This window comes from Lentzea sp. NBC_00516 (genome assembly GCF_036346835.1).
Lineage (GTDB): Bacteria > Actinomycetota > Actinomycetes > Mycobacteriales > Pseudonocardiaceae > Lentzea > Lentzea sokolovensis.
The window spans coordinates 8,201,056-8,225,622 of the sequence record NZ_CP107840.1 but is presented as its reverse complement, the minus strand read 5'-3'; the positions used below and the strand labels follow the sequence as shown (position 1 = coordinate 8,225,622).

General features: G+C 67.8%; 19 protein-coding genes and 1 riboswitch. Of the genes, 14 read left to right on the top strand and 5 right to left on the bottom strand.

Annotated elements, in window-relative coordinates; translation table 11 throughout:
• The first annotated feature begins 142 nt into the window (after positions 1-142).
• The 4 genes from OG205_RS38120 (at position 143) to OG205_RS38105 (ending at position 3,426) form a co-directional block, all read left to right on the top strand.
• Positions 143-1,732: a TROVE domain-containing protein gene (locus OG205_RS38120; protein WP_330272666.1), complete on the top strand. Its 1,590-nt coding sequence runs from the start codon at positions 143-145 to the stop codon at positions 1,730-1,732.
• Between the two features lie 76 nt (positions 1,733-1,808).
• Positions 1,809-2,162: a winged helix-turn-helix transcriptional regulator gene (locus OG205_RS38115; RefSeq protein WP_330272665.1), complete on the top strand. Its 354-nt coding sequence runs from the start codon at positions 1,809-1,811 to the stop codon at positions 2,160-2,162.
• Positions 2,163-2,166: 4 nt separating this feature from the next.
• Positions 2,167-2,760 carry a hypothetical protein gene (locus tag OG205_RS38110; protein WP_330272664.1) on the top strand — a complete coding sequence of 198 codons (594 nt, stop codon included), beginning with the start codon at positions 2,167-2,169 and terminating at the stop codon, positions 2,758-2,760.
• 39 nt (positions 2,761-2,799) lie between these two features.
• The gene (locus OG205_RS38105; protein ID WP_330272663.1) at positions 2,800-3,426 is read left to right on the top strand and encodes a hypothetical protein; all 627 of its coding nucleotides are present in this window, start codon (positions 2,800-2,802) and stop codon (positions 3,424-3,426) included.
• Here the strand turns inward: OG205_RS38105 and OG205_RS38100 are convergent.
• Together OG205_RS38100 and gcvH are read right to left on the bottom strand one after the other, a co-directional pair.
• Positions 3,413-4,777, bottom strand: coding sequence for an L-serine ammonia-lyase (locus OG205_RS38100; RefSeq protein WP_330272662.1), 1,365 nt, complete (start codon positions 4,775-4,777; stop codon positions 3,413-3,415). The two genes, OG205_RS38105 and OG205_RS38100, sit on opposite strands and share 14 nt — an antisense overlap.
• 28 nt (positions 4,778-4,805) lie before the next feature.
• Positions 4,806-5,189 carry a glycine cleavage system protein GcvH gene (gene gcvH, locus OG205_RS38095; protein WP_330272661.1) on the bottom strand — a complete coding sequence of 128 codons (384 nt, stop codon included), beginning with the start codon at positions 5,187-5,189 and terminating at the stop codon, positions 4,806-4,808.
• Positions 5,190-5,252: 63 nt separating this feature from the next.
• Positions 5,253-5,345: riboswitch (glycine riboswitch) on the bottom strand.
• Positions 5,346-5,570: 225 nt separating this feature from the next.
• Here gcvH and ald point away from each other — a divergent pair.
• Complete coding sequence (gene ald / locus OG205_RS38090; protein WP_330272660.1) at positions 5,571-6,683, top strand: alanine dehydrogenase; 1,113 nt, start codon at positions 5,571-5,573, stop codon at positions 6,681-6,683.
• Positions 6,684-6,737: 54 nt separating this feature from the next.
• Here the strand turns inward: ald and OG205_RS38085 are convergent, their stop codons facing one another.
• A complete protein-coding gene (locus tag OG205_RS38085) occupies positions 6,738-7,418 on the bottom strand; it encodes a TetR/AcrR family transcriptional regulator (protein WP_330272659.1) in 681 nt (226 codons plus the stop codon).
• 10 nt (positions 7,419-7,428) lie between these two features.
• Complete coding sequence (locus OG205_RS38080) at positions 7,429-8,877, bottom strand: MFS transporter (RefSeq protein WP_330272658.1); 1,449 nt, start codon at positions 8,875-8,877, stop codon at positions 7,429-7,431.
• Positions 8,878-9,294: 417 nt separating this feature from the next.
• On the opposite strand from OG205_RS38080, the gene OG205_RS38075 reads away from it, so the two are divergent.
• The 9 genes from OG205_RS38075 (at position 9,295) to OG205_RS38035 (ending at position 23,398) form a co-directional block, all read left to right on the top strand.
• Positions 9,295-9,420 (top strand): hypothetical protein, encoded by a 126-nt coding sequence (locus tag OG205_RS38075; protein ID WP_281248831.1) that lies wholly within the window; start codon positions 9,295-9,297, stop codon positions 9,418-9,420.
• Positions 9,420-9,857, top strand: coding sequence for a hypothetical protein (locus OG205_RS38070; protein ID WP_330272657.1), 438 nt, complete (start codon positions 9,420-9,422; stop codon positions 9,855-9,857). The genes OG205_RS38075 and OG205_RS38070 overlap by 1 nt, the downstream gene beginning before the upstream one ends.
• 22 nt (positions 9,858-9,879) lie before the next feature.
• Positions 9,880-10,836, top strand: a complete 957-nt coding sequence (locus OG205_RS38065) for an ABC transporter ATP-binding protein (RefSeq protein WP_330272656.1) — start codon at positions 9,880-9,882, stop codon at positions 10,834-10,836.
• Entirely contained in the window at positions 10,836-11,708 is an 873-nt protein-coding gene (locus OG205_RS38060) for a hypothetical protein (RefSeq protein ID WP_330272655.1), read from the top strand. The genes OG205_RS38065 and OG205_RS38060 overlap by 1 nt, the downstream gene beginning before the upstream one ends.
• A gap of 26 nt (positions 11,709-11,734) precedes the next feature.
• Positions 11,735-15,478 carry an ABC transporter ATP-binding protein gene (locus OG205_RS38055; RefSeq protein ID WP_330272654.1) on the top strand — a complete coding sequence of 1,248 codons (3,744 nt, stop codon included), beginning with the start codon at positions 11,735-11,737 and terminating at the stop codon, positions 15,476-15,478.
• 152 nt (positions 15,479-15,630) lie between these two features.
• Positions 15,631-16,449, top strand: a complete 819-nt coding sequence (locus tag OG205_RS38050) for a hypothetical protein (protein WP_330272653.1) — start codon at positions 15,631-15,633, stop codon at positions 16,447-16,449.
• Positions 16,450-16,754: 305 nt separating this feature from the next.
• Positions 16,755-20,450, top strand: a complete 3,696-nt coding sequence (locus tag OG205_RS38045; protein ID WP_330272652.1) for a multifunctional oxoglutarate decarboxylase/oxoglutarate dehydrogenase thiamine pyrophosphate-binding subunit/dihydrolipoyllysine-residue succinyltransferase subunit — start codon at positions 16,755-16,757, stop codon at positions 20,448-20,450.
• A 79-nt stretch (positions 20,451-20,529) separates the two neighbouring features.
• The gene (locus OG205_RS38040) at positions 20,530-20,709 is read left to right on the top strand and encodes a DUF6104 family protein (protein ID WP_030471325.1); all 180 of its coding nucleotides are present in this window, start codon (positions 20,530-20,532) and stop codon (positions 20,707-20,709) included.
• A 49-nt stretch (positions 20,710-20,758) separates the two neighbouring features.
• Positions 20,759-23,398, top strand: coding sequence for an NACHT domain-containing protein (locus tag OG205_RS38035; RefSeq protein WP_330272651.1), 2,640 nt, complete (start codon positions 20,759-20,761; stop codon positions 23,396-23,398).
• A gap of 27 nt (positions 23,399-23,425) precedes the next feature.
• Here OG205_RS38035 and OG205_RS38030 read toward each other — a convergent pair whose 3' ends face one another.
• Entirely contained in the window at positions 23,426-24,418 is a 993-nt protein-coding gene (locus OG205_RS38030; RefSeq protein WP_319975267.1) for an aldo/keto reductase, read from the bottom strand.
• Between the last annotated feature and the right edge of the window lie 149 nt (positions 24,419-24,567).

Genomic DNA, 24,567 nt, shown 5'->3' with positions numbered 1-24,567 from the left:
GGGTTGCGGGTTCGAGTCCCGCCAGACGGGAAACCGGCTGTAGCTCAACTGGCAGAGCAGCAACGTACCTTCCGCGACTTTGATCTCGGACACGTGTGAGGTTTGTGGGCTCCCCTTTGTCTTTTCCGAGGGGGAAGAGCCGATGGCGAAGTTCAACATCTTCCGCGCACGTCCGGCGGGCACCAGCCCGGTCGCCACGGCGCCGGAACCGACCGGCCGCACCTACGAGGGTGGCGACGGCTACGCCCGTGACGCGAAGTCCGAGCTGTTCCTGCTCGCCGTGTCCAACATGGGCGGCGAGGACACCTTCTACGAGTCCGGCGGTCAGCGCGACAACCGCTTCGCCCAGCTGGTCCACGAGACCTCCCTGGCGGATCCCGAGTGGACCGCGCGCCTGCTCGCGTGGCTGCGCGGCGAGGCGAACATGCGCACGGCGTCGCTCGTGGGCGCGGCCGAGTTCGTGCTGGCACGGCTCGTCTCCGAGACCGGCGAGGGCATCACCAACCGCGCCGTCGTGGACTCCGTGCTGCAGCGCGCCGACGAGCCGGGCGAACTCCTGGCCTACTGGACCGGCACGAACGGCCGGCGCGTGCCGAAGCCGATCAAGCGCGGCATCGCCGACGCCGTCGGGCGCCTCTACAACGAGCGCGCGGTCCTCAAGTGGGACAGCGACGCCCGTGGCTTCCGGATGGCCGACGTGCTGAACCTCGCCCACCCCTCGCCCGCCGCTCCGTGGCAGGGCGCGCTCTTCCAGTACGTGCTGGACCGCCGCCGTTCCGCGGAGGCGGACGTTCCCGCCGAGCTGCGCGTGATCGCGGCACGGCGTGAGCTGATGGCGTGGCCGGTCGAGCAGCGCCGTTCGCTGTTCCAGCGCCCCGACGCGGTCGACGTGCTGCGTCAGGCGGGCATGACGTGGGAGTCCGTGGCCGGCTGGCTGCAGGGACCGCTGACTCGTGAGGTGTGGGAGGCGCTCGCGCCGTCGATGGGCTACATGGCTCTTTTGAGGAACCTCAGGAACTTCGACGAGGCCGGCATGTCCGACGAGGCCGCGGCGGCTGTCGCGGCACGTCTGGCCGACCCCGGCCAGGTCGCGCGCTCGCGGCAGTTCCCGTTCCGCTTCCTGTCCGCGTACGAGGCGGCGCCGAGCCTGCGCTGGGGCCACGCCCTGGACCAGGCGCTGCAGGCGTCTTTGAGCAACCTGCCCGCACTGCCGGGCCGGTCGCTGATCCTCGTCGACACCTCGGCGTCGATGACCGGCGGCACGATCTCGGCTCGTTCGAAGGTCACCCCGGCCAAGGCCGCGGCGGTGTTCGGCGTCGCGCTGGGCGCGAAGGGCGAGCAGGTCGACGTCGTCGGGTTCGCGGACGGCACGTTCCGGCACGACGTCGGGCGGGGCGCTTCGGTGATCCGCGAGGTCGACCGGTTCCTCAAGCGGATCGGTGAGGTCGGGCACGGCACCGACATCGTCGGATCGCTCAAGCGCACCTACCGGACTCACGACCGCGTGTTCATCATCTCGGACATGCAGACGATGTCCGGGTACTACGGGCAGGGCGTCTCGGACGTCGTGCCGCGGCACGTGCCGATCTACGGGTTCAACCTCGGTGGCTACCGGAACGCCGCGTACGCCACCGGCACGGCTCGTCGCCACGAATTCGGTGGCCTGACGGACGCGACCTTCAGGGCGATCCCCTTGCTCGAAGCAGGTCAGAACGCCACCTGGCCGTTCTGAGGTGTGAGAGCTCTCCTGACGCGGAGAGCTCTCACACTTACTATCAGTTAGCGTTTTGACCAGGTATGATGCCGCTATGGACTACAACGTGTTCGCGAAAGCGTGCCCGTCGCGTCCCACGCTGGAGCACATCACCGGCAGGTGGGGCAGCCTGACGCTGACCGCACTCATCGACGGGCAGCTGCGCTTCAACGAGCTGCGCCGCCGCGTCGACGGGGTCAGCGAGAAGATGCTGTCCCAGACGTTGCAGGCGCTGGAGCGCGACGGTCTGGTGCACCGGGAAGCCCAGAACACGAACCCGCCGCGCGTCGACTACAGCCTCACGCCGCTGGGCCGCGAGACGGCCGAGCGGCTGCTGTCGCTGATCCACCTGCTGGAGGGCCGCATGCCCGAGGTGCTGGCCGCGCAGGCCGCGTACGACTCCCGCTGAGCACGTGAAGGGCTGCGGACTCTGCTGGACCCGCGCCGAGCTGGAGCTGCTCGACGGCGATCCCAAGTTGGTGCCCGACACCGTCGTGTGGCAGTTCGCCTGGGAGGTCGAGGACCACTTCGAGCCGGACGAGTACGAGCTCGCCTGGCGACGGCTCGCGCCCAGGGTGCTCGATCTGCTGGAACGCGACCCGGACAGCCGGCTCACCCAGGGTCTGACGTGGGCCAACCTGCCCGCGTGGCCGGAAGCCGAACGCGCCGCGTTGCGAGCGAGGCTCACCGAGATCATCGTCGGCTCGGCGGACAGCCCGGAGCTGAGCGAGCTGGTCCAGGCCGCCGCGCAGATGGACGAGGACCTGACGCCGTGGCTGCGCATTGTCGACGGCCTGCCCGAAACAGCCGTCGCGGAGCTCGCTCACAAGTGGTCGTACGACTTCCTGTCCGGCGGCACCCCGTGCGACGGCGGCTGGTTGCGCTGGGACGAACCGGCTGCGCCGATCCGGAGCTGGCTGCTCACCCCTGCACTGCGCGACCGTCTGTCCGCAATGGACAACGAGGTCGCGCAGTACGCGGTGATGCAGATCGACGCGCTCGAATGACGCTCTATTTCGCTTGCCGCAGCTATTTAGGCTGAGTGCGTGAAGTGTTGTGGACGCGTCCTGACCGAGGCAGATCTGATGCTGCTCGACGGGGATCCCGAACTGGTTCCGGAGGAGGTCCTGCGGAGGTTCGCCATTCATCCCTCGTCCTGCTTCGACGAGAACGAGTACCAGGCTGCCTGGCGGCGACTCGCGCACAGGATGATCAGGTTGCAGGAGGAAGCTCCGGACGCCGGGCTCACCTTCGGGATGACGCGAGCGAAGAGCCTCAGCTGGCCGGAAGACGAGCGCACCGCGCTGCGTGAGCAGTTCACCGGGGCGATCATGCGCGCGGTCGCCGACGAGGAGCGCTGGCCGAACCTGGACGGGTTGATCCAGTCCGCCGCTCACCTGGACGAGGATCTGACTCCGTGGCTGCGCCTCGTCGACAGCCTGCCCGATGAGGTCGTCGTGCACCTCGCCAAGGGTTGGTCGTTCGACGTCTACTACGACAACGGCCGCTTCGGCAACTGGTTGTACTGGGAAGACCCCACGTCCGGCGAGCAGATGCAGGAATGGCTGCTCCGCCCCGCCCTGCGCGACCGTCTGTCCGAAGTGAACAGTGAGGTCGCGCAGAGCGCGTTGGAGCATCTCCGTTGGCTTGTAGGCGACTTCAGCACTCGATGACGTTCACGGCGAGTCCGCCGCGAGCTGTCTCCTTGTACTTCACCGACATGTCCTTACCGGTGTCCCGCATGGTCTTGATGACCTTGTCGAGCGACACGAAGTGCGAGCCGTCGCCGCGCAAAGCCATGCGCACAGCCGTGATGGCCTTGATGGACGCGACGGCGTTGCGTTCGATGCACGGAATCTGCACCAGGCCGCCGATCGGGTCGCACGTCAGGCCGAGGTTGTGCTCCATCGCGATCTCGGCGGCGTTCTCGACCTGTTCGGGGGTGCCGCCGAGCACCTCGGCGAGGCCGCCGGCGGCCATCGAGCAGGCCGAGCCGACCTCGCCCTGGCAGCCGACCTCGGCACCGGAGATCGACGCGTTCTCCTTGAACAGCACGCCGATGGCGCCCGCCGTCAGCAGGAACCTGACCACGCCGTCGTCGGAGGCTCCCGGCACGAACTTCGTGTAGTAGTGCAGGACCGCCGGGACGATGCCGGCCGCGCCGTTGGTCGGCGCGGTGACGACACGGCCGCCCGCCGCGTTCTCCTCGTTGACCGCCAACGCGAAGAGCGTCACCCAGTCCATGACCCGCAGCGGGTCGGTGACGAAGTGCTCCTTCTCCAGCGTCTTGCGCATCTCGGCGGCGCGGCGGCGGACCTTCAGGCCGCCGGGCAGGACGCCGTGCTCGTTGCAGCCGCGTTCGACGCACTCCTGCATGACGTGCCAGATGTGCAGAAGTCCTTGCCGGACCTCGGCTTCGGTGCGCCACGACAGCTCGTTGGCCATCATGATCTCGCTGATCGACAGACCGGTCTCGCGGCAGCGCGCGAGGAGTTGGTCGCCGGTCAGGAACGGGTGGGCCAACGGCGTCGAGTCGAGCTTGATCCGGTCGGTGCCCGACGCGTTCTCGTCGACGACGAACCCGCCGCCGATCGAGTAGTAGACGGCGTGCTCGACCGACTTGCCGTCCGTGAACGCCTCGAAGCTCATCCCGTTGGGGTGCAACGGGAGTGACTTGCGGCGGTGCATGACGAGGTCGCGGTCGTGCACGAAGTCGATCTCGTGCGCGCCGCCGAGCTTGAGTCGTTTGCCGGAGACGATCTCCTCGACGCGGGCGGCCGCGACGGTGGGATCGACTTCTTCCGGATGGTTGCCTTCCAGGCCCAGGAACACGGCTTTCGGGCTGCCGTGGCCGTGGCCGGTCGCACCAAGTGAGCCGAACAACTCGACGTGCACGCGGTCCACTTCGGACACACGTGCGCCGAGCTTCTCGACGAACATCGCGGCCGCGCGCATCGGGCCGACCGTGTGTGAACTGGACGGTCCGATGCCGACGGAGAACAGGTCGAAAACGCTGATCGCCACTGATCAGTCCCTCGTGGTGGTGGAGCGGTCAGTCAGACGTGGTGAGCTCGGCGTACTTCGCCGAGGTGAGGAGGTTCTCGGCCGACTCGACGCGGACCTTGAACAGCCAGCCGGCGCCGTACGGGTCGTTGTTCACGATCGCCGGGTCGTCCACGACGGCGCTGTTGACCTCGATCACCTCACCGGTGACGGGCGAGAACAGGTCGCTGACGGACTTGGTGGACTCCAGCTCGCCGCAGACCGCGTTGGTGACGACCTTGGCACCGACCTCTGGCAGCTGGACGAAGACGATGTCACCGAGCGCATCAGCGGCGTACTCGGTGATTCCGCAGGTCAGCGGGTCCTGGGTGCCCGGCGTCCAGTCGACCCACTCGTGCTCGGCGGTGTAGAGCAGGTTCTCGGGGAACTCCACGGCGCGACTCCTCTGGCTGTGACGGGTCAGGAAACTTGCGCCCCCTCCGCCGTGCAGAGTTGCCTACCCCGAGCGGTCTTGCTGCCTGAGAGTGTGCGGGAGCTTGCCCCTTCGGCGCCCCGACCGGTTCGTCGAGGTCTCTCCCACTCGGGTTCTGACGCTTGCACGCCGCGGCCGGTGTTCAGTTCTCGGCGCGAACGCTATGTGCGGCCCCCGCCGAGTGTCAACGCGGGACGGTCGAGCGGAACGCGAACGAGGCTCAGGTCGCTCTGTCCTAGATGAACAACCAGAGGGTTACCGGATAGTGCGATCCGCACAGTGACATGACCTTCCGACTGGCCCACATTATGAGATGTCGGCCCACCGAACGGAGGAGTCATCGTGCGGATCGCAGTTCCTCGCGAGATCAAGAACCACGAGTACCGCGTCGCTCTCACGCCTGCCGGTGCGCACGAACTGACCAGCCGCGGCCACGACGTGTACGTCGAGCAGGGTGCCGGTCTCGGTTCCGCGATCACGGACGAGGAGTACCTCGCCGCGGGCGCCAAGATCCTCCCGACCGCCGACGACGTGTGGGCGGAAGGTGACCTGGTTCTCAAGGTCAAGGAGCCGATCGCCGAGGAGTACCCCCGTCTCCGCGCCGGTCAGACCCTCTTCACGTACCTGCACCTCGCCGCCGACCGGCCGCTGACCGAGGCGCTGCTGGCGTCCGGCACCACGGCCATCGCGTACGAGACCGTGCAGCTGCCGAACCGCTCGCTGCCGCTGCTCGCCCCGATGTCCGAGGTCGCGGGCCGCCTGGCCCCGCAGGTCGGCGCCTACTCGCTGATGAAGCCCTCCGGTGGCCGTGGCGTGCTGCCCGGCGGCGTCCCCGGTGTCGCCCCGGCCCGCGTGGTCGTGATCGGCGGCGGCGTGGCCGGCGTCAACGCCGCCACCATCGCCGTCGGCATGGGCGCGGACGTGCAGATCCTCGACACCAACGTGGACCGCCTGCGCCAGATCGACGCCCAGTTCCAGGGCCGCCTGCGCACGCTCGCCTCGAACTCGTTCGCCATCGAGCAGGCCGTCCGCGAGGCCGACCTGGTCATCGGCGCCGTGCTCGTCCCCGGTGCCGCCGCCCCGAAGCTCGTCTCGAACGCGCTCGTCGCGGACATGAAGCCGGGTTCGGTGCTCGTCGACATCGCCATCGACCAGGGCGGTTGCTTCGAGGACTCCCGCGCGACCACGCACGCCGAGCCGACCTACGAGGTCCACAACTCGGTGTTCTACTGCGTCGCGAACATGCCGGGTGCCGTCCCGCGCACCTCGACCTACGCGCTGACCAACGTCACGCTGCCGTACGCGGTCGCGCTGGCCGACAAGGGCTGGGAGAAGGCGCTCAAGGACGACCGTTCGCTCGCCCTGGGTCTCAACGTCCACGCGGGACTGCTGACCAACGGCCCGGTGGCCGAGGCGACCGGCCTCGTGCACACGCCGCTGGAGACCGTCGTCTAAGACCAACTGAATGAATGAGGCCCCCGCACGCGTGAATCGCTGCGGGGGTTTCGCCTATCTGAGTGCGGCGACGCGCGCCTTGATGCCGTCGATCACGCAGTCGAGCCCGAACTCGAACTGCCCTTCCAGCGACCAGATCTCCTGCTCGTCCAGCATCCTGACGTAGTTGGGGTGCTTCTCCCGGTACAGGTCGGCGATCTTCGTGAGGTCCGGCGGCGGGGAGTCCATCCCGCCGCGGGCGATGAAGTTGACCTCGGCGATCGAGTACCCGACGACGTAGCTCGACACCGTCGAGACCGACTGCGCAGCGGCGGGCAACGACAGACCGGACCGCAGCATGGGCTCGAACATCGAGTCGGACATCGCCACGGCCTTGGGGCCGATGCTGTTGAACTCGCCGATGCCGCGCACCCACCACGGATGCTTGTGCGCGAGATGACGCAACGCGTGCATCATCCCGCGGACCGCGGTCTCCCAGTCGTCGTCGGGCCCCGGCAGGGGGAACTCGCCGTAGACCTCGTCGAGGCAGAGTTCGATCAACGCGTCCTTCGTCGGCACGTGCCAGTACAGCGACATGGGGGCCGCGCCCAGTTCCGCCGCGAGCTTGCGCATGGACAGCTTCTGCAGGCCGTGCTCGTCCAGCATCTGCATGGCCTTGCGAACGATCGTCTCCCGGCTCAGGCCGAGAGGCTGACCGCTGCTGGGCCGAGGCTTGCTGAACCACACGCTGTCCACACCGACGATCCTATGCACGCCGCAGCAAAACGCTGGCCACAACACCTCCCAGGAACACGGCGATCGCACCGATCACAAGGCTCACGCTCATGCCGTTCGAGAACGCCTCGCGCACGACCGTGATGTCCGCACCGCTGTGCAAGGCCTCACTCAGCGACCGCCCCGGAACGCCGTCCGGCAACGACGCCACGAACCGTGCCGACAGCAATGCGCCGAGCACGGCGATGCCGAACGACGAGCCCAGCTCCGTCAGCGTGCCGGACAGCCCGGACGCGATGCCGGCGCGTTCCGGCGGGATCGAGCCCATCAGCGCGTTGACCGCGACCGGTTGGGACACACCGACTCCGACGCCGATGAGGATCAGACCGGCCAGCGTCGGCGGGTAGGTCGTGCCGATCGACAGCAACGCCACGCCGCCCGCGACGATCGTCATGCCGAGCAGCATCGCCCGGCCAGCGCCGAGCCTCATCACGAGCTGTCCCAGGGTGTTGCTGGTGACGAGCAACGCGATCGCCATCGGCGCCACGCGCACGCCGGCCTCCAGCGGGCTGTAGCCGAGCACGCCCTGAAGGTGTTGCGTCAGCAGGAAGAGCGAGCCCGCCATGCCGAACGCCGCGAGCACGCCGGACGCCACCGCGCCGGTGAAGCGGCGGTTCTTGAAGAACCCGAGATCGAGCATCGGATCGGCGGTGTGCCTTTCCCACAAAGCGAATCCGGTCATGGTGATGAGCCCGATCGCCACCGGGACGCCGAACTCGGCCGAGCCGAACCCGTGCTCCGGCACCTCGATCACCGCGTACACGATCGACACCATGCCGATGATCGACAGGACCGAGCCGAGCACGTCCGGTTTGCGCACGGTCGGGTCCTTGGACTCCGGCACGAGCATCGCGACGGCCGCGATCGCGAGGATCGCCACCGGCACGTTGATCAGGAACACCGAGCCCCACCAGAAGTGCTTGATCAGCGCGCCACCGATCACCGGCCCCGCCGCGAAGCCGAGACTCGTTACAGCGGCCCAGATGCCGATGGCCTTCGGGCGTTCCTTGTCGTCGAACAACTGCATCAGCACGGCGAGCGTGCCGGGCATCAGCACCGCTGCGCCGATCCCCATGAAGCCGCGGGCCGCGATCAACGCCTCGGACGAACTCGCGTAGGCGGCGACCGCGCTGCCGATGCCGAACAGCGCGAGACCGGACAGAAGTGCCCGCTTGCGGCCGAACCTGTCGCTCAGCGATCCGGTCGTGAGCAGCAGGCCCGCCAGTGCCAGCGAGTAGGCGTTGATCATCCACTGGATGTCGGCGGTGCTCGCGTCCAAGCCCGTCGAGATCGACGGGATCGCCACGTTGAGAACGGTGTTGTCCAGCACCACGACCATCACGGACAGGCAGAGCACGCCGAGCACGGCCCAGCGCTGGGGGTGCGGGTGCACCCCGACCTTCTCGGTCGTCGAAGTCATCGTTCCTCCCCCTTACGGTGTACGAGGAACTTACAGCGTACGAGACCTCAGGACGCAAGCCGATTTCGCGCAGAGCGTGCGCAAGTGCCTGGAGGCAAAAGAGAGAGGGGAAAATAAAGGGCGGCCGCGCTCAACCAGCCTGGGGGTCACTGGGAGCGGGGCCGCCGTGTCCAAATATAGCGGGCCTTGGCACACCGCGCCCAGCACCCCCACCGAAACGCGACCCAAAAGTTTCCCCGAGTGGACCATCGGCCGCGTCCGACCAGTCCAGCAAACGAGTGAATTCGGTGTTTCCCGGTGCGGCGAGCAGGGGGTTCGGCCGATGAAGACGGAGTCGGGTGTCCCTCGAAGGGAGATTCCATGGCTGAACCACAGGGATGGATCCACTGCCACGACCCATTCGGTCGGGACAGATCGATGACCGTTCTGGTGGAGAACGACCGGGTTCTGCTGGTCACGCCTCCTGGCGAGACCGCTGTGATGTCCGCCACTCAGACGCGTCGACTGGGCTCTTTGCTCGACCAGGCCACGGCGAAGATGTGATGGACGAGACCCTCCGCGACGCGGTGCTGCAACGCCTGGCACTGCTGGACAAAGTCGCAGAGCACGGAGAAGCCGAGGCGCTGGTTCCGTTGGCCCGCGCGGAGATCCACCGCCTGGCGGACGGCTGGCGGCTGTTGCTGACGGTGCACCAGCCCGACGAGGACAGCCGGTGCAAGGCCTGTCCCGGCTGGCTGCGTCGCCGCCGGTGGCCGTGCCAGATCTGGAACATGGCGCACCAGCACCTGATCGGCGAGGGGCTGCCTCACCGCGAGCGGCGCCGGCCGTTGCGCAACCCTTTCACTCGATCAGGTGTTATCGAACTGCCGGAGGAGACTCCGGCGGAGATGACCACCGAACTGCCGATCATGCGGGAAGAGTCGTCGGCCGTGCATCGCGCGCCCGTCGTGTCTCGGCCCAAGCACGCCTTGCCGGACTGACGTATCAGGCAGGATGGGCCGCATGCATGACGGCAGCGGCCTCATCGCGGTCCAGAACCTGTCCAAGCAGTTCGGTTCTGTCACGGCCGTGAACAACCTGAGCTTCACCGTGTCCCCCGGCAGCGTGACGGGCTTCCTCGGCCCGAACGGCGCCGGCAAGACGACGACCCTGCGAATGCTGCTGGGTCTCGTCAAGCCGACGAGCGGCACGGCGACGATCAACGGACGACCGTTCCACCAGCTCGGCCAGCCCGGTCGCGTGGTGGGCGCGGTGCTGGAGGCGCAGGGATTCCACCCCGCCCGCTCCGCCCGCAACCACCTGCGCGTGTACGCGTCGGCCATCGGCGTGCCGGACGCGCAGGCCGACCAGGTCCTCGGCCTGGTCGGCCTGGGCACGGCCGCCGATCGCAAGGTGGGCGGGTTCTCGCTCGGCATGAAGCAGAGACTGGCGCTGGCCACGGCGTTGCTCGGCGACCCGCAGGTGCTCGTGCTGGACGAACCCGCGAACGGTCTCGACCCCGAGGGCATCGCGTGGCTGCGGACGTTCCTGCAGTCGTACGCGCGCATGGGACGCACGGTGCTGATCTCCAGCCACCTGCTGGCGGAGGTCGAGCAGACCGTCGACCAGGTCGTGATCATCTCGCGCGGGCAGACGATGTTCTACGGGCCGCTGGACCAGTTGCGGCAGTCGCAGCAGCGCCGCGTTCTCGTGCAGCCGTCGGACCTCAACGCGCTCGCGAACGCTCTCCGTGCCGAAGGCGTGCAGGCGATCGAGCAGCTGCCGGACGGCAGGCTCGCGGTGTCCGGTGTGGACTCCAAGTACGTGGCGGACTGCGCGTTGAAGGCCGGGGTGTCGATCTACGGCATCCAGGAGGAGCAGGTCGACCTGGAGCGGTTGTTCTTCCAGCTCACCAGTGGCCAGTACGCCGGGAACGCACCGGCGCCGTATCAGCAGCAACAGCAGGGTGGTTGGGCCTGATGGGCAACCTCGTACAGGCGGAGCTCCGCAAGACGACGACGACCGGCCTGTGGTGGGGTCTGCTGATCCCCACCGCCGTGCTGGCGCTCGGCTGGGGGCTCGCGACCGGCATGCTGGGACAGTTCTTCGTGGACTTCGCGTCGTCGAGCGACGTGGACGAGGTGTCCGACTTCCTCGGGGTCACGCCGGACCAGTGGAAGATCTCGCTGTTCGGCATGGCGCGGGCGATCAACATCTCCACGATCTTCCCGATGATCTTCGGCGCGATGGCGATCTCGGGTGAGATCAACCGCCGGACGATCACGACGACGTTCCTGACCGCGCCGTCGCGGATGCACTCGATGCTGGCGAAGATGCTGGTCTACGTGCTGTGGGGCGCGATCTACGGCCTCGCGATCATGCTGTTCCTCGGCATCGGCGTGGTGCTCACCAGCGAGTCCGGGCAGCTGCCGGACGCCGGTGGCTGGGCGATGCTGACGCTGGTCTGCGTGCTGTCGTCGATCCTGATGACGATGTTCGGCGTCGGCGTGGGCGCGCTCATCCCGAACGTCGCCGGGACGATCGTGTTGCTGCTGCTGTACTTCCTGGTGATCGAGAACGTGCTGCACTTCGTGCTCGTGTACCTGGAGGTGCCGGCCGTCATCGGCTTCCTGCCGAACGGGGCGATCAACGGGCTCACCGGGGCGGTCGCGGTCGACCTGTTCCTGTCGTCCGCGGGCGTGGTGCCACCGGAGATCGAGGACGTGCTGCGCGCGATCGCCGGTGCCGGTGGGGCGCTCGACTGGTGGTGGTCGGGTCTCGTTTTCCTCGCCTGGTCCGGGATCGTCTTCGCGGGCGGCTGGGCGGTCACGCAGTCCAAGGACATCACCTGACCTGCGGTTCCTGACGTCAGAATTTTATGTCGGACCCCGAACGTACTGTGGGTCCCGTGACAAAGGGCTGGATCCGCCGACTGACCGCAGCGTGCTGGCAGCACCCCCGCCTGGTGGTGCTGTCGGTGGTCGCCGCGGTCGTCGGCGTGGGTCTGCAGGCGGCGGGTCCGTTGCTGCTCAAGACCGCGATCGACGACTCGACGGTGGGCCGCACCGACCGGCTGTGGCCGCTCATGGTGGCGCTGATCGTGCTCGAGGTGCTCACGTTCGGGTCGGCGTTCCTGCGGCGCTATCTGGGCGGGCGGCTGGCTCTGGGCGTGCAGCACGACCTGCGGCTCGGCGTGTTCTCCGCGGTGCAGCGGCTCGACGGCGCGAAGCAGGACGAGCTGCGGACCGGGCAGATCGTGTCGCGCTCGATCACCGACCTGCAGCTGGTGCAGTCGCTGCTGATGATGGCGCCGCTGGCCGTGGGCACGGTGGTGTTCGCGGTGGCCGCGCTGGCGGCGATGATCTACCTGTCGATCCCGCTGACGATCATCGCGGTGATCGTGCTGCCGCTGGTGGCGTGGCTGGCAGGGCGCACCCGGCTGACGCTGTTCCCCGCCACGTGGTCGGCGCAGCAGCGGGCCGCGGATCTGGCGCAGCACGTCGAGGAGACCGTCACCGGTGTCCGCGTGGTGAAGGGCTTCGGCCAGGAGGCGCGCGAGGTCGCGCGGCTGGAGAAGCACGCCAAATCCCTGTTCGCGGAACGGATGCGGGCCGCCCGGCTGTCGTCGAAGCCGCTCGCGACCGTGACGGCGCTGCCGTTGCTCGGCCAGGTCGCGGTGCTGGGGCTGGGCGGCTGGCTGGCGTTGCACGGCCAGGTCACGCTGGGCACGTTCCTGGCCTTCACGACGTACGTGGCGAACCTCGTCGGGCCGACGCGGCTGCTGTCGAGCCTGATGGTGTCCGCGCAGCTCGCCCGCGCCGGGGTGGAACGGGTCTACGAGCTGATCGACTCGCAGCCGGACGTGACGGACGGCCCCGGCGAGGTGCCGGACGGGCCGCTCGGGATCTCGTTCTCCGGCGTGACGTTCGGGTACGCCCGCAGCGAGCCGGTGTTGCAGGACTTCTCGATCTCCGTGGAGCCGGGCGAGACGCTGGCGCTGGTCGGCACGTCCGGTTCCGGCAAGTCGACGGTCTCCCTGCTGCTGCCTCGTTTCTACGACGTGCACACGGGTGCCGTGCGGGTCGGTGGCGCGGACGTGCGGACGTTGAAGCTGGAGTCGTTGCGCGGCACGGTGGGCGTGGTGTTCGAGGAGGCTTTCCTCTTCTCCGACACGGTGTTCTCGAACATCGCGTACGGCAGCCCGGACGCGTCGCGGGCCGAGGTCGAACGCGCCGCGAAGGCAGCGGAGGCCCACGACTTCATCCAGGCCCTGCCGATGGGCTACGACACGGTGGTCGGCGAGCGCGGCCTCACGTTGTCCGGTGGCCAGCGCCAACGCGTGGCCCTGGCCCGTGCGCTGCTCTCCGATCCGCGCATCCTCGTGCTGGACGACGCGACGTCCGCCGTGGACAACGCGACCGAGGCGGCGATCCACGCGACGCTGGCCTCGGTGACGGCGCACCGCACGACTTTGCTGGTGGCGCACCGGCGTTCCACCCTGTCGCTGGCCGACCGGATCGCGGTGCTGGACGCGGGCCGCGTGATCGACATAGGCACGCACGCCGAACTGATGGCGCGCTGCGCCCTCTACCGCGATCTGCTGGCGGGTCCCGGCGAGGCGATCGAGTCCGCCGCGCCCGTCCGCACCGGTGAGCTGTGGCCGGCGCTGTCGCAGGAAGACCTGGACGAACGCCTGATCGCCGAGGCCAGGACCTCCACTCCCGCTTCAGGCGGGCGCCGTGGCGGCGGGGGAGGCGGCGGTGGTGCCGGTGGCGGGATGTCCGCACTGGCCGGCGGCCCGCCCACCCCGGAACTGCTGGCGCAGGTGCGGAAACTCCCACCCGCCAACGAGATCCCGGTGCTGCACGGCGAAGACGCGCGCGCCCCCGATCCCGCCTTTCGTCTCGCCCGGCTGCTGCGCCCCGTTCGCTGGGCGCTGGGCGGCGTGGGCGCTCTGGTGGTGCTGGACGCGCTGGTCGGCATGGGCATGCCGTCGCTGGTGCGGCTGGGCATCGACGGCGGTGTCGTGGGCGGCGCCGAGTCGTCGTTGTGGCAGGCCGTCGTCCTGGGCGTGGGCCTGGTCGTGGTCGGCTGGCTGACCACGGCGAGCAGCACGCTCTTCGCCGCCCGCCTGGGCGAGCGCCTGCTCTACCTGCTGCGCGTGCGCAGCTACGCCCACCTGCAACGCCTCGGCCTCGACTACTACGAGCGCGAGATGGCCGGCCGCATCATGACGAGGATGACGACGGACGTCGACGCCCTCTCGACGTTCCTGCAGACCGGCCTGGTCACCGCCGTGATCAGCCTGATCACCGTCGTGGGCATCACCGCGGCCCTGGTGTTCACCGACGTCTCGCTGGCCCTGATCGCCCTGTCGGTACTGCCGATCCTGGCCGTCGCGACGGTGCTCTTCCAACGTCTCTCGTCGACTGCCTACGCGGAAGCCCGCGAACGAGTCAGCGCGGTCAACGCCGACCTTCAGGAGAACGTGTCGGGCCTGCGCGTCTCCCAGGCCTACACGCGGGAACGTCGTTCGGCGGAGGCCTTCGCCGAACGCAGCGACGCCTACCGTCGCACCCGCCTGCGGGCCCAGCGCTACATCGCCACGTACTTCCCTTTCGTGGCAATGCTTTCCGGCGTGGCCCAAGCGGTGGTCCTCGCCGTGGGCGCCCACCGCGTGGCGACGGGCACGCTGACTCCGGGCGTCCTGCTGGCGTTCCTCCTCTACCTGGGCCTGTTCTTCAGCCCGATCCAGCAGCTCTCCGGCGTCTTCGACGGCTACCAGCAGGCCAGGGTGGGCCTGCGCCGAATCGGCGACCTCCTGCGCACCCCGAGCACGGTCGAACCACCGCCCGTCCCGATCCCGGTCCCACCCCGCCTGCGGGGCGAGGTCGAACTGCGCGCCGTCTCCTTCACCTACGCGGGCGCCGAGACCCCGGCGCTCGACAACGTGTCCCTCCACGTGACGCCAGGCGAAACCGTCGCCCTGGTGGGCGAGACGGGCGCGGGCAAGTCCACTCTCGTCAAACTCATCGCCCGCTTCTACGACGCCACGAGTGGTGCGGTCCTGGTGGACGGCGTGGACGTCCGCACCTACGACCTCTCCGCCTACCGCCAACGCCTCGGCGTGGTCCCCCAGGAAGCCCACCTGTTCGGCGGCGACCTGGCCGCCAACGTCGCCTACGGCCGCCCCACGGCCACCGAACAGGAAATCGAGCGGGCCACCGAAGCCGTCGGCGCCCTCCCCATGGTCGCCACCCTGCAGAACGGCTTCCACCAGCCCGTCGGCGAACGCGGCAACCACCTCTCCGCGGGCCAGCGCCAGCTGGTGGCACTGGCCAGAGCCGAACTGGTCAACCCGGACCTGCTCCTCCTGGACGAGGCGACCGCGGCCCTGGACCCGGCCACGGAATCGGCGGTGCTCGCGGCCAGCGACCACCTGGCAGGCGCCAGAACCACCTTCGTGGTGGCCCACCGCCTGGCCACCGCGGCCAAGGCCGACCGAATCGTCGTCCTGGCGGGCGGCCGGATCATCGAACAGGGCACCCACGCCGACCTCTTAACGGCCAACGGCACCTACGCCCGCCTCTGGCGCCACGGCGACACCCCGGAAGCCGCCTGACCACGAGCCCGTGCCCGTCAAAGGGCACCCGCCTGGACGCGGGAATAGCGACGTCCGAAGAGACGCCGCCCTGTCCGCCAACGGCCACGGCCAGCTACCGCTCCATGACGTAGAACCAACCCCAGGCCGGAAAGGTCAAAGGAGCCCAAGCCATGCCCACCCGCCCCTCGGTCCTCTACGTCTCCAACCTCGCCTACCCGGCCAGAGGCCGCCGCTACTGCGACGAGGACATCTACCTGACCTCGCACCTCAGACAGCACTTCGACCTGGCCGTCTGCCACCCGGAGGACGCCGCGGCCGTGATGGCGAACTTCGACGTGGTCGTCGTCCGCAACAGCGGTCCGGTGATCGACTACCTCCCCGCCTACCGCCACTTCCGGGAGCAGGCGGCAGCCACCGGTCAGCGCGTCTACAACCCGCTGACCGGCAAGGCCGACATGGCGGGCAAGCAGTACCTGGTCGACCTGACCGAGCAGGGCTACCCGGTCATCCCCACGGTCGGCCACCCGGACGAACTGGACCGTCTCCCCCAGGCCGGCACGTACGTCGTGAAGCCCAAAGCCGGCGCCGACTCGCACGGCCTGGAATTCGTGGGCCGCGACGAGGTCGATGGCAAAACCGGCGACCTGCTCATCCAGCCCAAGATCGATTTCCGGTACGAGGTGTCGTTCTACTTCGTGGACCACGACTTCCAGTACGCACTGCACGCGCCGGACCCGGCCCAGCGCTGGGAACTCACCCGGTACGCCCCCACGCCGGAAGACCTGGAATTCGCGCAGAGGTTCATCGACTGGAACGACCTGGGCCACGGCGTCCAGCGCGTCGACGCCTGCCGGACCCGGGACGGTGACCTGCTCCTGGTCGAGTTGGAGGACCTGAACCCGTACCTGTCCCTGGACCGGACGTCCGACGAGACCAGAGCCGCGTTCACCGCGGCGTTCACGGCCTCGATCAGGCGTTCACTGACCTGAACGGACCGCGGGCAAGATCAATCCGCAGAGCGGGCACGTTGTACCTATCGTGAACTGATCACCGCTCTCGGTGCGTATGCCCGACCAACAGCGCAACGAGCATTACCCGAAAGAGAGGCGACGTAGTGAGACGCACATCAAGAACTGCTCAACTGCGGGTGACGCCAGGGCCGTCCTGATCGATCCTGTGACAGAGCACTCCTTGCCATGTGCCTCCAGCGTGTGAAGGCCCGTGCCAGGGGGACTAACCTGACTACCGCATGAGTCAACACCAAGAGCGAGATGGATAGAGGCGAGCGACAGCCGTGTCCAGCAGCAGTCCTGCGTCACAGTTCGGGCCGAACGAATGGCTCGTCGAGGAGATGTACGAGCAGTTCCTCGCGGACCCGTCATCGGTAGACCCGGCGTGGCACGACTTCTTTGCCGACTACAAGCGCGCGGGCGGTAACGGCAGCGCCGCCACGGCCAGCGCGGGTGGCTCCACGGCCACCACGACCACGACCGTGACGCCGCCGGCCGCCGACAACGGCAAGCCCGCGCCCGCCGCCGCATCCAAGCCTGCCGCGCAGTCGCAGCCGAAGCCGGCGGCCTCGTTGCCGTCGACCGGCAAGCCCGCGCCGCAGCAGGCCGCGAAGGCCGCCCCGGTCAAGCCGAGCGCGCAGCCCGAGCAGAAGCAGTTGCGCGGTGCCTCCGCCGCGATCGCGAAGAACATGGAGCTGTCGCTCACCGTTCCGACCGCGACCAGCGTGCGTGCCGTGCCCGCGAAGCTGCTGGCCGACAACCGCATCGTCATCAACAACCACCTGAAGCGGACGCGCGGCGGGAAGGTCTCCTTCACGCACGTGATCGGCTACGCGGTCGTCCGGGCGCTGCAGGCGTTCCCGAACCTGAACCGCCACTACGCCGACGTCGACGGCAAGCCGTTCGTCGTCACGCCGGAGCACGTCAACTTCGGCCTGGCGATCGACCTGCCCGGCAAGGACGGCAGCCGCACGCTGGTCGTCGCGTCGGTCAAGGGCTGCGAGAACATGACGTTCACGCAGTTCTGGCAGGCCTACGAGGACCTGATCCGCAAGGCCCGCGGCGGTTCGCTGACGGCGGACGACTTCTCCGGCACCACGATCTCGCTGACCAACCCCGGCACGATCGGCACGAACCACTCGGTGCCGCGTCTGCAGGCAGGTCAGGGCGCGATCATCGGCGTCGGCGCGATGGAGTACCCCGCGCACTTCCAGGGCACCAGCGAGCAGGCGCTCACCGACATGGGCGTCAGCAAGATCATCACGCTGACCAGCACGTACGACCACCGCATCATCCAGGGTGCGGAGTCGGGCGAGTTCCTCAAGCGCATCCACCAGCTGTTGCTCGGTGAGGACGGCTTCTACGACGACATCTTCGCGTCGCTGCGGCTGCCCTACGAGCCGATCCGCTGGGTCGCCGACATCCCCGAGGGCGCTGTCGACAAGACGGCCCGCGTCATCGAGCTGATCGACGCGTTCCGCACGCGCGGTCACCTGATGGCCGACACGGACCCGCTGAACTACCGCCAGCGCTCCCACGCGGACCTGGACGTGCTCAGCCACGGCCTGACGCTGTGGGACCTGGACCGCGAGTTCCCGGTCGGCGGCTTCGCCGGCAAGGAGCGGATGAAGCTCCGCGACATCCTCGGTGTGCTGCGCAACTCGTACTGCCGCACCGTCGGCGTCGAGTACATGCACATCCTCGAGCCCGAAGAGCGCCGCTGGATCCAGGAGCGCGTCGAGGTTCCGCACGAGAAGCCGCCGGCCACCGTGCAGAAGTACATCCTCAGCAAGCTGAACGCCGCCGAGGCGTTCGAGACGTTCCTGCAGACGAAGTACGTCGGCCAGAAGCGCTTCTCGCTCGAGGGCGGCGAGACCGTCATCCCGCTGCTCGACGCGGTGCTCGACAAGGCCGCCGAGCACGAGCTCGACGAGGTCGTCATCGGCATGCCGCACCGCGGCCGCCTGAACGTGCTCGCGAACATCGTCGGCAAGCCGATCTCGCAGATCTTCCGCGAGTTCGAGGGCAACCTCGACCCCGGTCAGGCGCACGGCTCCGGCGACGTGAAGTACCACCTCGGTGCCGAGGGCAAGTACTTCCGCATGTTCGGCGACGGCGAGACCAAGGTGTCGCTGACGGCGAACCCGTCGCACCTCGAGGCCGTCGACCCGGTGCTCGAGGGCATCGTGCGCGCCAAGCAGGACATGATCGACAAGGGCGGCGACTTCTTCCCCGTCCTGCCGGTCGCCATGCACGGTGACGCGGCGTTCGCGGGCCAGGGTGTCGTCGCCGAGACGCTGAACCTGGCGCTCGTGCGCGGCTACCGCACCGGTGGCACGGTCCACATCGTCGTGAACAACCAGGTCGGCTTCACCACCGCGCCGGAGCACTCGCGGTCCTCGAAGTACTCGACCGACGTCGCGAAGATGATCGGCTCGCCGGTCTTCCACGTGAACGGCGACGACCCCGAGGCCTGCTACTGGGTCGCGAAGCTGGCCGTCGAGTACCGCCAGGCGTTCGCCAAGGACGTCGTGATCGACATGGTCTGCTACCGCCGCCGCGGCCACAACGAGGGCGACGACCCCTCGATGACGCAGCCGGCGATGTACGACGTGATCGACCAGAAGCGCTCGGTGCGCAAGACCTACACCGAGTCCCTGATCGGCCGCGGCGACATCACGGTCGAAGAGGCCGAGAAGGCGCTGCAGGACTTCTCCAGCCAGCTGGAGCACGTCTTCAACGAGGTCCGCGAGCTCGAGAAGCACCCCGTGACGGTCAGCCCGTCCGTGGAGGCCGAGCAGCAGATCCCGGCGAAGCTGCCCACGGGCATCTCCCGCGAGACGCTGGAGCACATCGCCGACTCGCACGTGAACCTGCCGGACGGCTTCACGCCGCACGCCCGCGTCAAGCCGGTGCTCGAGCGCCGCGCGAAGATGGCGCGCGAAGGCGGCATCGACTGGGCGTTCGCCGAGCTGCTCGCGTTCGGCTCGCTCGCGATCGAGGGCCGCAACATCCGCTTGGCCGGCCAGGACTCGCGCCGCGGCACGTTCGTGCAGCGCCACGCGACCCTGATCGACCGCAAGACCGGCGACGAGTACACGCCGCTGCAGCACCTGTCGGACGACCAGGGCAAGTTCATGGTCTACGACTCGGTGCTGTCGGAGTTCGCGGCGGTCGGCTTCGAGTACGGCTACTCGGTGGCGAACCCGCAGGCGCTGGTGCTGTGGGAGGCGCAGTTCGGCGACTTCGTCAACGGCGCGCAGCCGATCATCGACGAGTTCATCTCGTCCGGTGAGGCGAAGTGGGGTCAGCGTTCCGACGTCGTGATCCTGCTGCCGCACGGCCACGAGGGCCAGGGCCCCGACCACACGTCGGGCCGCATCGAGCGCTGGCTGCAGCTGTGCGCCGAGGGCTCCATGACCGTCGCGGTGCCGTCGACCCCGGCGAACTACTTCCACCTGCTGCGTCGCCACGCTCTCGACGGCGTCGACCGGCCGCTGATCGTGTTCACGCCGAAGTCGATGCTGCGCCTCAAGGCCGCGGTGTCCGGCACGGACGAGTTCATCAACGACCGCTTCCACTCGGTGATGGACGACCCGACGATCAAGGACCCGAACGCCGTCACGAAGGTCCTGCTGTGCAGCGGCAAGATCTCCTACGAGCTGCACGCCGAGCGCGAGAAGCGCGGCGGCGGCGACGTGGCGATCGTGCGCGTCGAGCAGCTCTACCCGGTCCCGGCCCGCAAGCTGACCGAGACCCTGGAGCGCTACCCGAACGCGAAGGACGTCCGCTGGGTGCAGGAGGAGCCGGCGAACCAGGGCGCCTGGCCGTTCTACGGCCTGGCCCTGCCGGAACTGCTGCCCGAGCACCTCGGCGTGGTCCGCCGCGTGTCGCGCCGCCCGATGGCAGCCCCGTCGGCCGGCTCGAGCAAGGTGCACGAGGTCGAGCAGCGCGAGATCATCACCCGCGCGTTCGAGTAAGCCAGTCCTGAACGAACGAGCCGCCGGATTCCCTAGGAGTCCGGCGGCTCGTTTTCTAAGCCCTCACAGGAGTTCTGCCATGTACCACACCGATCGCGGCATCGAAGAGCTGGAGAAGCGGCGCGGCGAGGAGGAGGTCACCTTCGCGTGGCTGGCCGACAAGCTGCGGGAGTTCGTCGACGCCAACCCGGACTTCGAGACGCCCATCGAGCGCTTCGCCACGTTCCTGGCGCGCGATGACGACGACTTCGAGGACTAGTCACCACGAATAACGTGACATCCCGTGCACCTCGGACGACTAGAGGTGCATGGGCAAGATCCTCGGCCTGCTCGGCGCGGCCATCGCACCTCCAGCCGCGGCCTTCGTCTTCCTGCAGACCTGGGCAAAGACACACCCACTCCTAGCCGCACTGGCCTTCGTGGCCTACGAAGCAGTCGTCCTGGGCATCGGCTTCGTCAGCAAGCTCGTCGGCGGCACCGCCGACGAGCTGAACAAACGCTGGAAAGACCCGCTGGCGCAGTCGATCGACGAGCGGGCCAGGCGGCGCCTGTCCGGCTTCGAGCGCCGCTACCGCGAGTCGGTGCTGGGCAGCCTGAGGTTCATCGACCTCAAGGGCCTCGCGACCACAGGGTTCTACACGCACCAGCTCGACGAGGTCTTCGTGGACGTGAGTCTCGTCCACAGCGACCCGAGCAACGTCCCCGCCGGGGTACTGGGCCAGCGAATTGTCGATCCCGTGCGGCGGTCCATCGGCGACCTGATCGACAAACCCGATCCTGTGGTGCTCGCCGTGATCGGCGCTCCAGGCTGTGGCAAAACCACGCTGCTGCGACACACGGCGTTGCAGGTGTGCCGCCGCCGACGCCGACGACGCCGACAAGTACCTGTGCTGCTCTACCTCCGCGACCACGTCCAAGCCATCACCGAGGGCACCGCCCTGCCCGACCTGATCCGCCCCGACTCACCCACTGGCTGGTTCGAGCAGAAGCTGCGCGCTGGTAAATGCCTCATCCTGCTCGATGGCCTGGACGAGGTCGCGAACCAACAGCATCGCAGTGAGGTCTCGGACTGGGTTGAACGCCAGGTCGTGCGCTATCCGTTGAACGACTTCGTGATCACCTCACGCCCGCACGGCTACCAGAGCGCCCCGGTCTCCGGTGCGGATGTCGTCCAGGTCCGCGGCTTCACCGACCAACAGGTGACGAGGTTCGTGCGTGGGTGGTATCTCGGCTTCGAGCAGCGCAGCACCGGCGAGAAGTCCGCGGACGTCACCCGGCGCGCCGCCGAGGAAGCCGACGATCTGCTCGAACGCGTGCGGCAGAACCACACGCTATACGAGCTGACGGTGAACCCGTTGCTGCTCACCATGATCTCGAACGTGCACAAGTTTCGCGGCGCGCTACCGGGCAGCCGCGTGGACCTGTACAGCGAGATCTGTCAGGTGCTGCTGTGGCGGCGCCAGGAGGCCAAGAAACTCACCTCCGAACTGACCAGTGACCAGAAGATGGTGCTGCTGAGCAGTTTGGCATTCATGATGATGTGCAAGCACACCCGCGACGTCTCCCGCGACCAGCTCGCGATAGAGATCCGTTCCAGTCTGCGTCGCATGGCTCCCGGCGTGAACGAGGCTGATTTCCTCTCGGACATGACGTCGAGCGGTTTGCTGATAGAGCGGGAACCCGGTTTCTACGCGTTCGCACACCTGACCTTCCAGGAACACCTTGCCGCGCATCACATCCGGGAAAAACAGCTGACCCAGGTGCTGATGGACAACGTCGATGACGTGTGGTGGCGCGAGACCACACTGCTGCACGTGGCCCGCGGAAACGCCGACCCGATCGTCCAGTCCTGCCTTGATTCAGGAACGGTCCGGGCGTTGTCGCTGGCGTTCGACTGCGCTGAACTGGCAAATGAACTCGAAGCCGAGTTGCGCGACCGTCTCAGCCGACTGCTGGACTCCGTGTTCACGACGACGACGAACACTCCGTTGCGGCGCCTCATGATTCACGTCGTGGTGTCACAGCACCTCCGCCGACTCATTCGCACGGACGAGGGAACCCGTTTGTGCGTAGCCCCTGTGACCAACCGCATCTACCAGTTGTTCCTGGAAACACACCCGCTCTGTCGACCTGACAGCCCGCCTGGACTTCCGGACAAACCTGTCCGCGGCGTGCGGTTCGATGACGCGAAGACGTTCGTAAACTGGGTAAACGACGGTGGCACAGGCGAGCAGACATATCGCCTGCCCAGCCGTTCTGAAAAAGCGTCATCACCGCTCGCGACGCTGAGCTCAATTTTCATGTGGGCGGAGAATGACACTGAGACGGCTTTGCAGTGGCAGGTCCCCAACGCTTCTGCGGCCAGTCGCGCACTCCTTCATCTCTCCAAGGATTTCGCTCTTCTACCCGAGATCCCGAGAGTGCTGGCATCAACGATCGCGGGCACATCCTCCCCAAGTGACGCGGCATGGGTGAACACTCGGCTGCGAGTGCTGAGACTGAGCACCGACTCGATCATCACCAACTACGAGGACGCGATGGGCCGGGCGCTGTTCCGAGGTTTCGATTCACGCTTCCTCGACCAACGATCGTCGTACGCAACGCAGTTCCAGCTCCTCTTCCCCAATTTGGACGAGATCACCCTTCCGCTGCCGTTCCGCCCCACCGCCCTGGTGGACGGAGTGCGCAACGCGGGGCTTGCCCCGTGGGGTACGGAGAACCTGCCTCGTTTTCTCACGATGGCAGATGCGGTCTTCTCGCGGGTCGAGCCTCTTACTGAGCTGCTGGCTGCCGAACTCAGGATCGCGGCGATGTGCCTCTCGCTGGAAACGCACGAGGAGCACCTGCGAAGAAGGTTCAAGGAGATCGCAGTTGCGGTGTCATTCATGGAGAAGCGCATCAACGGCGACATCCCCGCGACCGAGACGATCGTCCTGGCCACAGACTGACCGTCAAAGTCGCGGGGACCACAGCCGTCACCAGGCGTAGGCCTCCGGGGCAGGCTTCGACCCGTTCGGCGCCGGCGCCGGGAACAGCTCGTCGAGCTTCCCCAGCACGTCCGCGTCCAGCTTCAACTCCGCGGCACGCAACGAGTTGTCGAGCTGCTCAATGGTCCGCGGCCCGATGATCGGCGCCGTCACACCCTCCTGGTGCAGCAGCCACGCAAGGCCGACGTTCGCCGGGTCCTCCCCGATCTCCGCACACAACTTCTCGTAGGCGTCGATCGTGTCGCGGTACTTCTCCAACGCGTCCGCGGAACGCCCAGAGGCCGACCGAGAAGCCCCGCCCTCACGCTGCTTGCGCAACACACCGCCCAGCAACCCGCCGTGCAACGGCGACCAAGGGATCACGCCGAGCCCGTAGTGACGAGCGGCAGGCAGGACCTCCAGCTCGACCCAGCGCGTCATCAGGTTGTAGATCGACTGCTCGGACACCAGGCCGAGGAACCCGCGGGTGCGCGCGGCCTCTGCGGCCTGGGCGATGTGCCAGCCGGCGAAGTTGGACGAGCCGAAGTAGATGACCTTGCCCTGCTGGCGCAGTACGGAGAAGGCTTCCCAGATCTCGTCCCACGGCGTTTCGCGGTCTACGTGGTGCATCTGGTAGAGGTCGATGTAGTCGGTCTGCAGGCGCTTCAACGACGCGTCGGCGGCGCGGCGGATGTTCAGCGCCGACAGCTTGGTCTCGTTCGGCCAGTCGCCCATGCTGCCGTAGAGCTTGGTGGCTACGACGGTGCGTTCGCGGCGGGTGCCGCCCTTGGCGAACCAGTTGCCGATGATGTTCTCGGTGACGCCCTCGCCCTTCTTCCAGCCGTAGACGTTGGCCGTGTCGAAGAAGTTGAGGCCGTGCTCGTGGGCGCGATCCATGATCGCGTGGCTGTCGGCCTCGGACGTCTCGGGACCGAAGTTCATCGTGCCGAGGCACAGGCGGGAGACGGACAGGCCGCTGCGACCGAGGTTGGTGTACTCCATGGTCTCCACCCTGCCTCGCGGCGCGGCATTGTGCCACGTGGAGTTGCTCCAGCTCGCCACAGATTTGACAGTGTTGAGGGCCAAATTTTCTCCACTGCCATTTCACCCACCTGTGAAGTTACGTTCATCGCGTTCGACCCTGTCAGGAG

Excerpts from the sequence above, each read along its gene's own strand:
- OG205_RS38120 (WP_330272666.1), top strand. The coding sequence starts at position 143 with ATGGCGAAGTTCAACATCTTCCGCGCACGTCCGGCGGGCACCAGCCCG.
- OG205_RS38115 (WP_330272665.1), top strand. The coding sequence starts at position 1,809 with ATGGACTACAACGTGTTCGCGAAAGCGTGCCCGTCGCGTCCCACGCTG.
- OG205_RS38080 (WP_330272658.1), bottom strand. The coding sequence starts at position 8,877 with ATGACTTCGACGACCGAGAAGGTCGGGGTGCACCCGCACCCCCAGCGC.
- OG205_RS38075 (WP_281248831.1), top strand. The coding sequence starts at position 9,295 with ATGACCGTTCTGGTGGAGAACGACCGGGTTCTGCTGGTCACGCCTCCT.
- OG205_RS38070 (WP_330272657.1), top strand. The coding sequence starts at position 9,420 with ATGGACGAGACCCTCCGCGACGCGGTGCTGCAACGCCTGGCACTGCTG.
- OG205_RS38065 (WP_330272656.1), top strand. The coding sequence starts at position 9,880 with ATGCATGACGGCAGCGGCCTCATCGCGGTCCAGAACCTGTCCAAGCAG.
- OG205_RS38060 (WP_330272655.1), top strand. The coding sequence starts at position 10,836 with ATGGGCAACCTCGTACAGGCGGAGCTCCGCAAGACGACGACGACCGGC.
- OG205_RS38055 (WP_330272654.1), top strand. The coding sequence starts at position 11,735 with ATGTCGGACCCCGAACGTACTGTGGGTCCCGTGACAAAGGGCTGGATC.
- OG205_RS38050 (WP_330272653.1), top strand. The coding sequence starts at position 15,631 with ATGCCCACCCGCCCCTCGGTCCTCTACGTCTCCAACCTCGCCTACCCG.
- OG205_RS38040 (WP_030471325.1), top strand. The coding sequence starts at position 20,530 with ATGTACCACACCGATCGCGGCATCGAAGAGCTGGAGAAGCGGCGCGGC.
- OG205_RS38035 (WP_330272651.1), top strand. The coding sequence starts at position 20,759 with ATGGGCAAGATCCTCGGCCTGCTCGGCGCGGCCATCGCACCTCCAGCC.
- OG205_RS38030 (WP_319975267.1), bottom strand. The coding sequence starts at position 24,418 with ATGGAGTACACCAACCTCGGTCGCAGCGGCCTGTCCGTCTCCCGCCTG.